Here is a 13,598-nt window from a genome sequence, read left to right on the forward strand (position 1 = left end):
ACAATAACGAAGAATTGATGAATATGCATAGCTGATAAACGAATCCTATTCATTAATGACGAATAGGTATAGTTATAGTTGAAGGAGGTTTATACATTGCCACCTCGTGCCGGTCTTAATCTCCAATCTATTGTAAAAGCAGCCACAGTCTTAGCAGATGAACACGGGCTACATGAAGTGACACTAACCGTATTAGCTAAAAAGCTAGGTATTCGTTCGCCTTCTCTTTATAATCATGTGAATGGACTACCAGGATTACGTCGTGAAATGGCATTAACTGGATTGGATCAGCTCAAAAATGTACTGATGCACGCTACTGTAGGCAGATCGGAAGATAAAGCGATTCGTGAGATGTCGCGTGCTTATCTTGAATTTACCCGTGCTCATCCCGGACTATATGAAGCGACGCTTTATATTTCTGATACGGATGATGAAGAATTGGATACAATGAAGAATCAAGTATTAGAGTTATTTACTCAAGTGCTCGCAGGGTTTGATCTAAATGACGATGCTCTTATTCATGCAATACGTGGACTACGCAGTGTTCTTCATGGATTCAGTTCTTTAGAAAGAACAGGTGGATTTGGTCTGAAGGTAGATGTGAATCAAAGCTTTGAACTGATTATTGATACCTTTTTACAAGGTTTGCATACTTCGCAATAACAATCATAAATCTATCCATACACCATTTCTATTGAGATTCGGTACCTTTGTGTACACCAATCTATCTTTAGAATGGTGTATTTTTTTATGGTTATGTCTAAATTATCGTGTACTCATGAGTAGAAAAAAACAACTTTTAAGCTAAAGAAGATATATATTTATTTAAATTATGAATATAGTTATTGATTAAACTAATACTATTAGTTTATAGTGTAATTAAGAGGTGATTGATATGAGAATAGTTAGTAAAAGTAAATTACATCAACTTATTTTTTTACCCGGTGTTTTTCCGGTAAATTGTTATATAGTCGAAGAAGAATCCAGTCTGACGTTAATTGATGCAGGATTACCTAATAGTTACAAAGGGATTCAACAAGCGATTGCTCAGATTGGTAAGCCATTAGGTGCTATTATTTTGACCCATATTCATGATGATCATGTAGGGTCATTAGATACATTACATCAACGTTATCCAGATGTTCCTGTGTACGTTTCGGAGCGAGATGCACGCTTGATAATCGGTGATATGACGTTAGACTCGCATGAACCGCAGACCAAAATTAAAGGCAGTGTTCCCAAAAAACTACAAACTCGTCCTTCTGTTTTGCTTCATGAAGGTGATCTGATCGGCTCTTTGCAAGTGATTGCTACTCCCGGTCACACACCTGGCTCTATAGCGCTGCTTGATACTAGAGATCGGTCGCTTATCGCTGGAGATTCTTTTCAGACAAGAGGCGGTGTGGCTGTCGCTGGTTCTGTACGATTGTTCTTCCCGTTCCCTGCATTAGCTACATGGAGCAAAGAGCTTTCTTTACAAAGCGCTCAGCGATTGTTAGCTTTACAACCCAGTCTACTTGCTGTAGGACACGGTCATATGATCGATCATCCTTATGAAGCTATGCATACCGCTATTCAACAAGCAGAATCACAATTAAAAAAGTCTTCTTTATCCATCAAACAGTCTTTATAATCAACATCTATATCTTCCTGCTACTATCTCTCCACCTATAAATAGACAGCAAAAAACCATGCAAATCAAGCATTAACCTGCACGGTTTTTACTTTTATATTCACGCCATAATAGAAATAGAAAATAAGGTGCTCCAATCACAGACGTTACCAAACCTACCGGAAATTCTAAAGGTGGAGCCAGTATCCGTCCAATCACATCTGCCAGTAACATCATGATAGCACCTACCAATGCCGCTACAGGAACAGAATACCGATGCCCGCCAGATACTAAGCGCCGAGCAATATGCGGACTTACCAGACCTACAAAACCGACCATACCTACAACAGCTACTGAACCACTGGCTAATATAACAGTCATCAGAAGCAAAATCGCCCGCATCCACTCGATACGTAACCCTAGCCCTTTAGAAGATTCTTCGCTCAGTCCAAAAATATCTAACGATTTGGCTAAAAGCCAGATGATAGGCACAACAATGATAATAATCGGTGCTAATTGCATAACCTGCTCCCAATGACGTCCCCAGAGCGAACCATTTAACCAGAGCAGAACGGTATTGGTATTCGTAGATGATTGGATGATAAGTAACTGGACTAATGTGCTTCCACAAGCGCTTACCGCTATGCCGACTAATGCCAGTCGAATAGGATCGACTCCATTGCGGTACGATAACCCATATACACAAGAGGCTCCGATCGCTCCGCCGACAAAAGCAGTCAACGATGTAAGCCATGTACTCTGCATCTCTACAGGTAAAAGTAGTACTGTAGAGACTGCTCCTAGTGCAGCTCCTGCGGAAATCCCTAATGTATCCGGTGCTGCCAACGGATTACGCAAGATTTGTTGCGCCACCAGACCCGACACCGCAAGCCCACTTCCTACTAATATCGCCAGTATAATTCGAGGCAATCGATAATGAAGAATAATATAGGTAAGATCAGCATCTCCACGCTGAATAAATGCTTTGCCGATCTCTAACCAGCTGATACGTACTGCTCCAACTTGAATACTGATCATCATCAATAAGCAGGTTAGTACGCTAAGAATCAAGATGATGATTAGATTACGCTTTTGACCGATAAGGTTATTCATGATGAACTCCTGCTCTGCCGTCTAGCTAAATAGACAAAATAAGGTGCACCGATAAGAGCTGTTATAATCCCTACAGGTGTCTCTGCTGGAAAATTCACAAAGCGTGAACCGATATCTGCTAGTGTTAACAATATTGCTCCGAACACTCCGGCAAAAGGAATCACAAGACGGTAATCGGTTCCTACCAGATAGCGTGTCATATGCGGTACGATTAACCCTACAAAACCGATCGGCCCAACAATAGAAACGGATATCCCTGCTAGCACAATAACGATCACACTGCCTACAATGCGCACTGTCCATATTTTCTGACCGAGTCCACGCGCAATATCTTCGCCTAAGTTTATTAAGGATAAGGATCGACTAAGACTGACAGCCATAACAAATCCGATGATGCTAAATAGAAGCAGTAATTGGATTTCATCCCATTTGACTCCTGCTGCTGATCCAGCGAGCCAGAATATGATTTTGCTAGCCGATTCTTCATTAAAGATCAATAATCCCTGTGTAAAAGAAGATAGCAGCGCTTGAATCACTACACCGATTAATGCCATACGTACTTCTACTTTGCCCCCGCGAATCGCTAGACTCATTATCAGCACAATCAATACTGTGATAAGACCACCAGCAAAGCCTGCTCCGGCAAGAACCAATCCATTTACTGTTGGCAAAATAATAGTACAGAGTACGATCATAAAAGAAGCGCCTGCATTGATTCCAAATATACTTGGAGAAGCTAACGGATTACGGGTCAAAGCTTGCATAATACAGCCTGCAATACTGAGATTAGCGCCAATCAGCATCATCGCTATCGCTCGCGGCATCCGCAAAATATGCAAAATAATATGTTCTTTCACTGTAGTGGAATAGTGCAAAAGATAATCGATGACGGTGGCTAACGATATCCAAGACGAACCTATCATAAGCGAGCTGACAAATAGAATCAGCAAGATCGCTAGGCTAGTTACGGCTAAGATCCATTTTGGGATCATTGAAAGTAAGTAGTCGCTTCACTCATGATATGGGTAAGTGCCGGAATACTGCGTTGTCTTGACCATTTAGCCAATTCAACTTCATGAGCTTTGATTGTTTGTACAGCTTTTAGTTGATTCCAGAGTAGATTATCTTTTTGCCCTGCTAATACAGACGGATCGTCTTCATTAATTAAGATCAGCAGTTGATCTGGATCTATCGCTAACAATTGCTCTGTCGTCATCAGTTGACTGACTTCTTCTGTATCACTTAATGCATAATTTAGCCCTACCGCTTGCAGGAATGATGAATGGAATGCTTGATCTGTGCGTACTTGAAACGATTGGCTTGCTTCTTCATCAGCCGCAATAATCAGCACGGATTGATTACTATTAATCGATTGCTTTAGCTTGGCCAATTGTTGTTGATGGTTCTCCAGCATAGCTGTTGTTTCTTCCGACTTGCCTAACGCTTCACCGATCGCTCGTGTAGAAGCCATAATATCTTTATAATTAGCAGTATCATTTTTGAAAACAATCGTAGGCGCAATAGCTGATAATTCTTCATATACATTGCTATGACGACTCGTATCCGCAATAATCAAATCTGGCTTGAGCGTACGCATCACTTCTAGATTGGGTTCTGAACGTGCACCAACGGATGTATATCCTTCTATATAAGCTAGTGTATCTTGTGGAAAACGTTCAGGCTTATCATCATCAGCTACACCGACAGGTTTGACATCCAGTTCAGCAACCGTCTGAGTGAATCCTTGCTCTAACACAATAATTCGCTTTGGCTCAGCAGGCACTTCAGTACTGCCTAGATCATGAGTGATCGTACGTGTAGATCCTTGAGTAGCATTGTCTCCGCTTGCACTTTGCTTATTTGAATTGCCTTCACTTATCGGAGTCATTGAAGATGTAGGTGTAGAACAAGCCCCTAACAATAATGTAAAACTAAGAAGCAGCATTAACACTGCTGAACGTCTGATTGGATTATGCATTATAAAAGTACCTCCGCTTAAAGTATGATTTTGAGAATCATTATCACTATAGCGGTGTACATCTGAGCCAACAATAGAGAAATCGGACATCGTGGATGTCATATTGGGACTCCATAGCTGTTGACGACGTTCTTGACGATAACGAATAGGCGATAATCCTTTATACTTTTTGAACATACGACTGAAATAATATCCATCTTGATAACCTACATTCATCGCAATATCTTGCAACGTTAGCTCTGTATGAATAAGCAGTTCACTGGCTTTTTGTATACGAAAACGAATCAGATAATCAGACGGACTCTGACCAATATCACTGTTACGAAACAATCGAGCTAGATGACGTGGACTGCATTCTAATGTAGCTGCAAGTAAATCGATCGTTAGCGGAAGTTCGTAATGCTCATGAATATAACGAATCGCTTGAGTCACAAGGTCTGTTGTTGGGTTCTGAGCTTGATCTGTCTGCAATTGTTCCAATATGTCGTACACTATTTGCATAAAGGATGATCGTACTTGAAATTCTTGTAATGGATGGATATGCATCCATGCTTGCTGTAATTGTTTGATTTTATCGTGTACGATTACGGGATGATGTGGTTTGAGTGCATAGGAAGTGTCTAATACATAATGATGATCTGTTAACGCATAGACATTAGAATTAGAAATCAACAATTGTGGTCGGTATAGCACCAGATAGTATTCTAATAATTCATCCAAGACTTCAATCTGAAGAATACTTCCTTTACCGCTATGTATCATATGAAATCGCTCTGTAGGATAAGCGGTATGATCGACATGAATAAGCGCATGTCCACGCACTGTATATAGAAATCCATTTTCAGGTAAAGGATAAGGTGACACATACTGTTCGTATGGAATGAAGTGATGCTGAACATCCAACACGTGGATCGAAGCTTGATTCCACAGCTTTATATATTGATCTATATTCATCGCTAACCCCTTTTAACAAACGTACTGTATTGAAGTAAATGATCTTCTTTCTATTTTAATGATATTCATTCTCAATTACAATCGTTTTCATTTTTTTACATATTATTATAACTTCCCCCTATCACTGATCCATCAATGGTAAAATGAAGATTAGAGGTGATTACACACATGCGTGTACAACGCGAGAGCACATTACATCAAATGACATGGTTCGCTCATCTTTTTCCGGTGAACTGTTATCTTGTAGAAGAAAATGAAACACTAACATTAATAGATACCGGTCTCTCTAGCAGTTATAAAGGGATTGTACAGACGATCCATAGTCTGGAAAAGCCACTCACTCGTATCGTGCTTACCCATATTCATACCGATCATATGGGTGCATTAGATCGATTAAAACAGCATTACCCTGAAGCCAAAGTCTATATCCCCAGACGGGATGCTCGTATCATCAGTGGGGATAGGACACTTGATTCTCATGAAGCACAGCGTCCGATTCGTGGCTCTATTCCTAAGCGAATCACCACTTCTCCTGATGTGTTAGTCGATAACGGTGATCAGATTGGCTCATTACTGTCTATTGCTGTGCCAGGTCATACGCCGGGATCGATGGCTTATTTGGATACACGTAATCGTCATTTAATCGTAGGCGATGCTTTTCAGATCAAAGGTGGACTGGCTGTCGCTGGTCATATGCGGTGGGCATTTCCTTTTCCTGCATTCGCTACATGGGATAAACACACTGCATGGACAAGTGCTCGCAAATTACTACATTACCAGCCGTCTCTGCTTGCAGTCGGTCATGGTTCTTTCCTTCGTCAACCTGAAGCTCCTATGCGTGCGGCAATCGAAGCCATGACTGTGAAATATAGCTTTACGTTGTCCAATTGATACGTTTATTGTACATAACGATGCTTTCAGACTATCTGACTAATGATGTAGAGAACATACACTAGAAATGACATTGTTTTTACTTTAGATTCAGTGCAGATTGACAAGGGTAGGGATAGGAATAAGGCTTTATATAGCGTGATTTCAATAGAGGGGGAATGATAACTTATGAAATTATTCAAACAAGTCGGTCTGTGTACGGTTACTGGTCTGCTAGTATTGCAAACAATCGGATGTAGTCAGCAAAGTGCGCCTACACTAACTACGATAACTTCTGCATCTGACAGTAGTACTATTCCTGTAACAAGCACAAGCAACAATATAGTCTTAGCATCGGCGTCTACAACAACATCCCCATCTGCAACTATAGTTGCCCGTTTCAAAAAGATGTTAACTAGCAGTGAAAAGCTTCCTCAAGCAACAGCTTATCTCAAAACAAATATCAAAAAAGTATCTCCGCAAACAGGTACTTCGCTGGTTCTAGCATTAGAAAATGCACAGAACAAATATATGGATACATGGACCAATAAATATACGGAATCGATTCAAAAAAAACTAATGAACATGTATACATCAGCTGAAGTCTATAGTGATGAAGATATGGACGATATGATCAAGCGTGCTCAAGAACCTGCGCTCAAAAAATTATTGTCTAATACCCAAAAAAGCGGTTATCGCATTGTGAATATCGAAGGCTATTATATGCCGATTATTGATTACGATCAGTACGATGCGTATGACGATTATGTCACCAAAGATATAGATGCCTATATTGATATTATGGCGGAAGAATCCGATCAGCCGGCAATGATAGATGCAGGGCTTGTGATCGGTTGGGATGATCTATTAGAACGTACTTTGGATTTGGAGCAATTTATAATGAAATATCCAACATCTCATCGTATAGCTGATATGAAGCAAAATTATCAGTATGCTGTGTATAGCGTATTTTATGGTGCAGATAATACTCAACTGTTCGACAGTCTTAGTAAAAAAATCGATCCTGACGCTAAAAAACAGTACCTAGCTGTACTTAATGATGAAGATACCGCAGAAGATTATCCATCTAGTACTCTTCTTAGCGATCTACATGGATTAATGGATTTGGCAGCACAATCGAATGATAAAATGACTGCTAAATTAGAAGCTTATCGGCAACAAGTGGCTCCGCTCGAATCGTAAAACTTGCCTAGAATGTGCAACTTAATATTCCATATGACCGTCTTTGCTAGTATAGGGAGACGGTTTTTGACTGTACTTGATCATTCGTGAAAGTTGTCGATTTTGTCATTTTAGGGATATGATAGTGAACTATGGGTAATAGAAAAAGGACACACTTCAAGCCCAATCCAAAAGTGAAGTTTGCTTCGCAGACGTTTTTTCACTATTTATAACAAAGGAGTTTTATGATGAAAAAAATCAGTTTGATCCTAACCAGCATTTTGTTAATGTCTGCTCTGGCAGCATGTACAAGCAATTCCAGTACGACAGAACAACCAGCCACTACATCTACTACTGAAAATACAGGTACAGGCAATCCGGCAGCAACGAACCCTGAAGCGACTACACCAACAGAAGGTGCTAATTCAACGGATCCGGCTAGCACAGAATCGGCTTCTGCTCAAAATGCCAAAATCGTAGCTAACAAAAAAGTTGTGGCTAGTATGTATCAAGATGTACTCAATGGACATCAAGCCGATAAAATAGATATGTATCTTGCAGATGATTACAAAGAACATGATCCGATGATCGCTACAGGTAAAGAAGCGTTCAAAACATATATCGCTTCATTTATCAAAGCTAATCCTGACTACAAAGTAAATGTCAAAGGTATGATCGGTCAAAATGATCTTGTCGCTGTGATGAATTATCCGATGGCTAATCCGGATGATCCTGGTCAAGCAGCTGTTGATATTTTCCGTGTAACCGATGGTAAGATTGTAGAGCACTGGAAAACGGTTCAATCGGTAACAGGCGCTTCTAGTATGATCCAAAACTTATTACCAAGTGCATCCACAACCGCAGATGTAGCTGCAACAGATAAAGCGATCGTTGCTTCGAATGCTCAATTTGTAAGCAACTTCTTTAACAGCTTTTTTGTAGAGCATAATACAGATGCAGCTTCAGGTGTTGTGAGTGAATCTTTAGTGCAGCATAATGTGAAAATGAAAGATGGCATTGAGCCATTGGTGAACAACTACCTTGCTCAATTCCGTGCCAATCCAGATAGCACAGCAACAGTCGTCAATATGGTTGCAGAAGGCGATATGGTATTGATCCAAAGTCAGATGAAAAAGAATGCTGACGATGCAGGTCAATCTGTTGTCCAAATCTTCCGTGTTGAAAACAATGAGATTGCTGAAATGTGGATGCTTTCACAAGATGTCCCTGCCAAAACAGTAAATGAAAATGGTATGTTTTAAAAACAACAATAAACACCCCTCTTCTGCATACTAGAAGAGGGGTGTTTTCTGTTACTTTATTATATTCATACATACACTACCTATTTATACTAAAAGATTCTCTGTTTGTAGAGAAGAAATCAATCCACTGAACTCAATCGGAGCAGACATCACTAGCAAAATCATATAATGTCCCCATAAATCGCATTGATTACCAAATTCTTCGATAGATGCAGTCGAATCACTGACTACTTTGAGCATGTAATTGTATTCACCACTAATCCGATAGCATTCAATCACTTCTGGAGAAGAACGGCAAAATTCTAAAAAAGGTGTACATTTTTCTGTTTTAAATAAGATATATGCTGTTGCACTTTTTCCGATTTTCTCAGTAGAAATAATCGCTCGAAATTCTTTAATAACCCCTTTTTCTTCTAAACGTTTGACTCTTTCCGTCACTGCGGGTTGAGTTAATCCTACATATTTGCCTAATTGAGTCATCGATACTCTTGCATCCTGTTCCAAAATAGCAAGAATCTGCTGATCTGTGTGATCCATATACGGTCTCCTATACAATTAAATTTTTAGATATCAATTACTTGTAATTCATTAGTAACTACAATTAAATAACTTGTTTTTGATATGTAACCACATTTTCTTATTCATTATACTAAATATATACCTATGAAGTAGCAAGGTTTACATTAAAGGGGGAACGATAATGGATCAAAAGCAAAATATTTCAAAAGATACACCAATAGTAAAATCTTTGGTTCACTCTACCACCAAGTCTACTGATGCTTTAGAACAGCCTGTACCGTTAGATCGGTTGCCTTGGGCAGGCTTGCTTGCTCTAGCGATGACCTGTTTTATTGGTATTCTTACCGAAACACTTCCTGCGGGTTTGTTACCTCAGATTAGCTTCGGCTTAGGGATTTCAGAAGCTTCTGCCGGACAATTAGTTACATGGTATGCTCTAGGATCACTATCGGCAGCTATTCCGCTGACTGCGTTGACGCGTAACTGGCCTAGGCGATCATTGCTACTTGTCTGTATTGTAGCATTTCTGCTTTTCAATACGATTACAGCGGTATCTGCTAGTTATTTGATCACAGTCATTGCTCGATTTGGTGCAGGTGTTGCTGCTGGAGTTCTATGGGGAATGGTTGCAGGTTATGCAAGAAGACTGGTCTCGGATCGATTAAAAGGACGAGCGATGGCTATCGCAATGTCAGGCACGCCTATTGCGCTTGCTCTGGGTGTTCCGCTGGGTACATTTCTAGGTAATTTTGTAGGTTGGCGATGGGTATTTGGCATGATGTCTATACTTTCTTTTCTATTGATCTTTTGGATTTATTGGAAATTACCTAATATAAAAGCGCAAACGATTTCTCAGCGTTATTCGTTAGCTACTATTTTTTGCCTACCAGGTGTACGTCCTATTTTAAGTGTCGTGTTTATCTGGGTATTGGCACATAATATATTGTATACCTATATCGCTCCTTATTTAAGTTTTACCAGTCTAGCTCAACGTACAGATGTTGTTTTGTTTGTATTTGGTGGCACTTCTATTATTGGAATCTGGATTACGGGAGCTTTAATTGATCGTTGGTTACGTAAATTAGTGCTTATAAGTATTGCTATTTTCACCTTAGCTGCTTTTATCTTGGGCATAGGCAGTCATTCCGCTATCCTTATTATGGTGGGTATCGTATTATGGGGTGTTACTTTTGGAGGAGTGGCAACCTTGTTACAAACGGCTTTAGCTGAAGCTACTGGTGAACAAGCCGATGTTGCACAATCTATGCTTGTTACCTCTTGGAATCTTGCGATAAGCGGTGGTGCAGCACTCGGTGGACTTCTACTTTTATCGGTAGGAAGTCTAGCCCTTCCTTGGGTATTAATGCTACTGGCTCTCGTGGCTTTTGTCATTTCATGGACTGCTAGTCGTTACAGCTTTGTTCCGAATTCTTCAGTTCATGATACTTAATCTAATGATAGTCACTTATTTATTCGTATCAAAAAAGAAGCCTTTACCTGTGTATTAAGGTAAGGCTTCTTTTTATTTAGATATACGTGTTGCATGTATTGTTAAAAGTACTTTTTATTTGTACGTCTGAGCGATTGCATTAGCAGCTACAATCGCATTGTAGACATCATCTGCGGTTACTGGGAAAGGCATATGACCCATTGTATCGTCCGGTGCACATGCAGATTCAGCCACTTGGCGCCATTCTGCTTCTACAAATTCAGTCATACCTAGATCTTCAAGTGTTAATGGTAGACCGACTGCTTTGATCAAATTAACTACGGTTTCGAACTCTTCTTTCGGAGAGTTTTCCAATACCAATTGAGCTAACAATCCGAATGTGACTTTCTCACCATGTTGAGCGCGGTGGATCGAAGGAACAGCAGTCATCCCGTTATGAATCGCATGTGCCGCGGCAAGTCCACCGGATTCAGCACCTACTCCACTCAAGTAGATCGTTGCTTCGATGGTATTTTCGACTGCTTTTGTGACGACTTTTTGTTGGACGGCTTTGGTTGCGCTCACTGCATTATCAAGCAACATTTCATAACATAATTTAGCCAATCCAAGTCCGGTTGCTGTTGGTTTCATCAGAGCAAGATTATCTCCATTAGAAGCATAACAAGCACGAGCTTCAAAATAAGTCGCTAACGCATCGCCCACACCCGCAGCGAAGAAACGAACAGGTGCACCTGCAAGAATACCCATATCTGCAAGCACGGTATCTGGATTATTCGGTAAGAATAAGTACTCATCGAAAGAACCATCTTTTTTATAAATTACAGCAAGTGCGGTACAAGGCGCATCTGTAGATGCAATCGTTGGGAAAATGACTACAGGAAGTTTCTCATAATAAGCAGTCGCTTTCGCTGTATCTAATGTTTTACCGCCACCAATACCTATAATAACGTTCGCACCGGATTGCTGTACTAATTCACGGTGACGCATCACTTCTTCTTTGGTACATTCATATTCAAATTTTTCAAAATGTACTTTATGATTAGCAGCTGTAAATGTAGGTGCTGCTTCTGTTTGCGCACGTTCTAATATAAATTCATCACAAATGACATACGCATGATCACCATAACCACGAGTATAATCATTGAGTTTGGATAATAAGTGCTGACCTGTAATAAATTTTCTAGGTGAAGTTACTGATCTGACGAAATCTGCCATGATTCACACATCCTTTTGGATAATTACAGTCTACGATTCTATATTCCTGACCGACAGAGAGACCTTGCTTGATAGGTTCAACAATAAGCCTTTGACGTGATATTTTGCCATGTGATACTTATCACTACAGACAACTATACTCCTTCATCTCTCCAAACCAAGTGAATTATGTCACTGACAAACTTTTGAAAATGCGCTATGGTAAAGCGTTTGCAGAAGAAATTTCCTTTAATACCGGGATAGAACATAGAACCACAGCACCATAAAATTTTAGTTTGACGAAGCCGATATTAGATATAGAATGATCTCAGCGCTTATACTGCCAAGCGCTAATGTAAGATATTTTATAATATAAAAATCATTGCTGTATTGAACTTAGTCGCTCTTATACTGCCAAGCGCTTAGAAAGGAGAAATAGTGATGCGAGCTCGATATTTATTTGTAATCATGCTCTATATTTCTATTGCATTTGTGATTACGTTTTACATACTTAGCTTAAAGTATCCACATGCTTCAGCTTTTTCTTATAAGACTTGTAAAGCTTCCTACGATACCAAGAATGACCTCTTTGCTAACTTGCTCCATGCAGGCGAAGATAATGTAGCATCTGCTTCTGAATCGATTAAGACGGCTCCTGAAGGCAAAGCTGCTCGGATTCCTGTACTGATGTACCACTATGTTGTGCCTGAGAAATATAATGTAGAAAAGAAAAATAATGCTCGAATGAGCTTGGAGTCATTTAGCAAAGGAATGAAATATCTGCACGATCAAGGCTACAAAACAGCAACCTTGTCTGAATTGGAGCAATATGTGAATGGGGAGATCCAGTTACCTCAAAAAACAGTGGTTATTACATTTGACGATGGTTATCAGAACAATGTGGTCTATGCCTATCCTGTATTGAAGAAATACGGATTCCATGCGTCTATCTTTATCGTAGGTACCAAGCTCAAAAGCAAAACGCAAAAATTTCTACCTAAAGAAAAAACAACCATTTCGCGTAAAGAAATGAAAGCGACCAAAGATGTATTTGAATATAATAGTCATACGTACAATCTTCATTACAAAAATACGATTCAATGTGGAGATACCGCTGCGGTGGGTCTAGAAAATGATCGTCTCAAAAATGATATTGAATTAATGAAAAATAAAACAAAGATTGATACACCTTACTTTGCGTATCCGTATGGTGAGTATCAGGATCAAATGATCTATACGTTACGTGAAAATGGATATCGAATGGCGTTTACTGTCAGACCTGGATTTGTTCATCCTGGTGATGATCTGATGCATTTACCACGTCTGAATGTGAATTCTCATACTGAACTCAAACATATTCTGAATTTAAAAGAATAACCAATACCTGATTGCCTCTATGCTTGAATCATCTGCATATGAAGTGATCGGGTATTTTTTTCATCATTAGCCTATTATCAAAAACAA

General features: G+C 39.7%; 12 protein-coding genes. 7 read left to right on the plus strand and 5 right to left on the minus strand.

Annotated elements, in window-relative coordinates; translation table 11 throughout:
- Positions 1-96: 96 nt before the first annotated feature.
- Together PaeCFBP13512_RS19375 and PaeCFBP13512_RS19380 are read left to right on the plus strand one after the other, a co-directional pair.
- Positions 97-663 (plus strand): TetR/AcrR family transcriptional regulator, encoded by a 567-nt coding sequence (locus PaeCFBP13512_RS19375; RefSeq protein WP_137225430.1) that lies wholly within the window; start codon positions 97-99, stop codon positions 661-663.
- A gap of 232 nt (positions 664-895) precedes the next feature.
- Positions 896-1,633 (plus strand): MBL fold metallo-hydrolase, encoded by a 738-nt coding sequence (locus PaeCFBP13512_RS19380; RefSeq protein ID WP_137225432.1) that lies wholly within the window; start codon positions 896-898, stop codon positions 1,631-1,633.
- Between the two features lie 72 nt (positions 1,634-1,705).
- Here PaeCFBP13512_RS19380 and PaeCFBP13512_RS19385 read toward each other — a convergent pair whose 3' ends face one another.
- The 3 genes from PaeCFBP13512_RS19385 to PaeCFBP13512_RS19395 are packed head-to-tail and all read right to left on the minus strand — an operon-like array spanning position 1,706 to position 5,657.
- A complete protein-coding gene (locus PaeCFBP13512_RS19385; RefSeq protein ID WP_069327499.1) occupies positions 1,706-2,725 on the minus strand; it encodes a FecCD family ABC transporter permease in 1,020 nt (339 codons plus the stop codon).
- Complete coding sequence (locus PaeCFBP13512_RS19390; RefSeq protein ID WP_137225434.1) at positions 2,722-3,717, minus strand: FecCD family ABC transporter permease; 996 nt, start codon at positions 3,715-3,717, stop codon at positions 2,722-2,724. The genes PaeCFBP13512_RS19385 and PaeCFBP13512_RS19390 overlap by 4 nt, the downstream gene beginning before the upstream one ends.
- A complete protein-coding gene (locus tag PaeCFBP13512_RS19395) occupies positions 3,714-5,657 on the minus strand; it encodes an ABC transporter substrate-binding protein (protein WP_137225436.1) in 1,944 nt (647 codons plus the stop codon). The genes PaeCFBP13512_RS19390 and PaeCFBP13512_RS19395 overlap by 4 nt, the downstream gene beginning before the upstream one ends.
- Before the next feature lie 168 nt (positions 5,658-5,825).
- Here PaeCFBP13512_RS19395 and PaeCFBP13512_RS19400 point away from each other — a divergent pair, with 168 nt between their 5' ends.
- The 3 genes from PaeCFBP13512_RS19400 to PaeCFBP13512_RS19410 all read left to right on the plus strand — a co-directional run bounded on the left by PaeCFBP13512_RS19400 (position 5,826) and on the right by PaeCFBP13512_RS19410 (position 8,971).
- On the plus strand, positions 5,826-6,548 hold the full coding sequence (locus tag PaeCFBP13512_RS19400; protein WP_137225438.1) for an MBL fold metallo-hydrolase: 723 nt from the start codon (positions 5,826-5,828) through the stop codon (positions 6,546-6,548).
- A gap of 168 nt (positions 6,549-6,716) precedes the next feature.
- Entirely contained in the window at positions 6,717-7,730 is a 1,014-nt protein-coding gene (locus PaeCFBP13512_RS19405; RefSeq protein WP_137225440.1) for a hypothetical protein, read from the plus strand.
- 227 nt (positions 7,731-7,957) lie between these two features.
- Positions 7,958-8,971, plus strand: coding sequence for a nuclear transport factor 2 family protein (locus PaeCFBP13512_RS19410; RefSeq protein ID WP_161594327.1), 1,014 nt, complete (start codon positions 7,958-7,960; stop codon positions 8,969-8,971).
- An 84-nt stretch (positions 8,972-9,055) separates the two neighbouring features.
- On the opposite strand, the gene PaeCFBP13512_RS19415 is transcribed toward PaeCFBP13512_RS19410, so the two are convergent.
- Positions 9,056-9,508 (minus strand): Lrp/AsnC family transcriptional regulator, encoded by a 453-nt coding sequence (locus tag PaeCFBP13512_RS19415; protein WP_137225443.1) that lies wholly within the window; start codon positions 9,506-9,508, stop codon positions 9,056-9,058.
- A 163-nt stretch (positions 9,509-9,671) separates the two neighbouring features.
- On the opposite strand from PaeCFBP13512_RS19415, the gene PaeCFBP13512_RS19420 reads away from it, so the two are divergent.
- Positions 9,672-10,940 carry an MFS transporter gene (locus PaeCFBP13512_RS19420; RefSeq protein WP_137225445.1) on the plus strand — a complete coding sequence of 423 codons (1,269 nt, stop codon included), beginning with the start codon at positions 9,672-9,674 and terminating at the stop codon, positions 10,938-10,940.
- Between the two features lie 114 nt (positions 10,941-11,054).
- Here the strand turns inward: PaeCFBP13512_RS19420 and PaeCFBP13512_RS19425 are convergent, their stop codons facing one another.
- Positions 11,055-12,155 carry a glycerol dehydrogenase gene (locus tag PaeCFBP13512_RS19425; protein WP_137225447.1) on the minus strand — a complete coding sequence of 367 codons (1,101 nt, stop codon included), beginning with the start codon at positions 12,153-12,155 and terminating at the stop codon, positions 11,055-11,057.
- A gap of 420 nt (positions 12,156-12,575) precedes the next feature.
- Between PaeCFBP13512_RS19425 and PaeCFBP13512_RS19430 the strand changes: the two genes are divergently transcribed.
- A complete protein-coding gene (locus tag PaeCFBP13512_RS19430) occupies positions 12,576-13,511 on the plus strand; it encodes a polysaccharide deacetylase family protein (protein ID WP_137225449.1) in 936 nt (311 codons plus the stop codon).
- Positions 13,512-13,598 lie beyond the last annotated feature (87 nt).

Origin of the sequence: Paenibacillus sp. CFBP13512, assembly GCF_005233705.1 — a bacterium.
Taxonomy (GTDB): Bacteria; Bacillota; Bacilli; order Paenibacillales; family Paenibacillaceae; genus Saccharibacillus; species Saccharibacillus nuruki.

Excerpts from the sequence above, each read along its gene's own strand:
- PaeCFBP13512_RS19420 (WP_137225445.1), top strand. The coding sequence starts at position 9,672 with ATGGATCAAAAGCAAAATATTTCAAAAGATACACCAATAGTAAAATCT.
- PaeCFBP13512_RS19390 (WP_137225434.1), bottom strand. The coding sequence starts at position 3,717 with ATGATCCCAAAATGGATCTTAGCCGTAACTAGCCTAGCGATCTTGCTG.
- PaeCFBP13512_RS19405 (WP_137225440.1), top strand. The coding sequence starts at position 6,717 with ATGAAATTATTCAAACAAGTCGGTCTGTGTACGGTTACTGGTCTGCTA.
- PaeCFBP13512_RS19415 (WP_137225443.1), bottom strand. The coding sequence starts at position 9,508 with ATGGATCACACAGATCAGCAGATTCTTGCTATTTTGGAACAGGATGCA.
- PaeCFBP13512_RS19400 (WP_137225438.1), top strand. The coding sequence starts at position 5,826 with ATGCGTGTACAACGCGAGAGCACATTACATCAAATGACATGGTTCGCT.
- PaeCFBP13512_RS19430 (WP_137225449.1), top strand. The coding sequence starts at position 12,576 with ATGCGAGCTCGATATTTATTTGTAATCATGCTCTATATTTCTATTGCA.
- PaeCFBP13512_RS19385 (WP_069327499.1), bottom strand. The coding sequence starts at position 2,725 with ATGAATAACCTTATCGGTCAAAAGCGTAATCTAATCATCATCTTGATT.
- PaeCFBP13512_RS19380 (WP_137225432.1), top strand. The coding sequence starts at position 896 with ATGAGAATAGTTAGTAAAAGTAAATTACATCAACTTATTTTTTTACCC.
- PaeCFBP13512_RS19425 (WP_137225447.1), bottom strand. The coding sequence starts at position 12,155 with ATGGCAGATTTCGTCAGATCAGTAACTTCACCTAGAAAATTTATTACA.
- PaeCFBP13512_RS19410 (WP_161594327.1), top strand. The coding sequence starts at position 7,958 with ATGAAAAAAATCAGTTTGATCCTAACCAGCATTTTGTTAATGTCTGCT.
- PaeCFBP13512_RS19395 (WP_137225436.1), bottom strand. The coding sequence starts at position 5,657 with ATGAATATAGATCAATATATAAAGCTGTGGAATCAAGCTTCGATCCAC.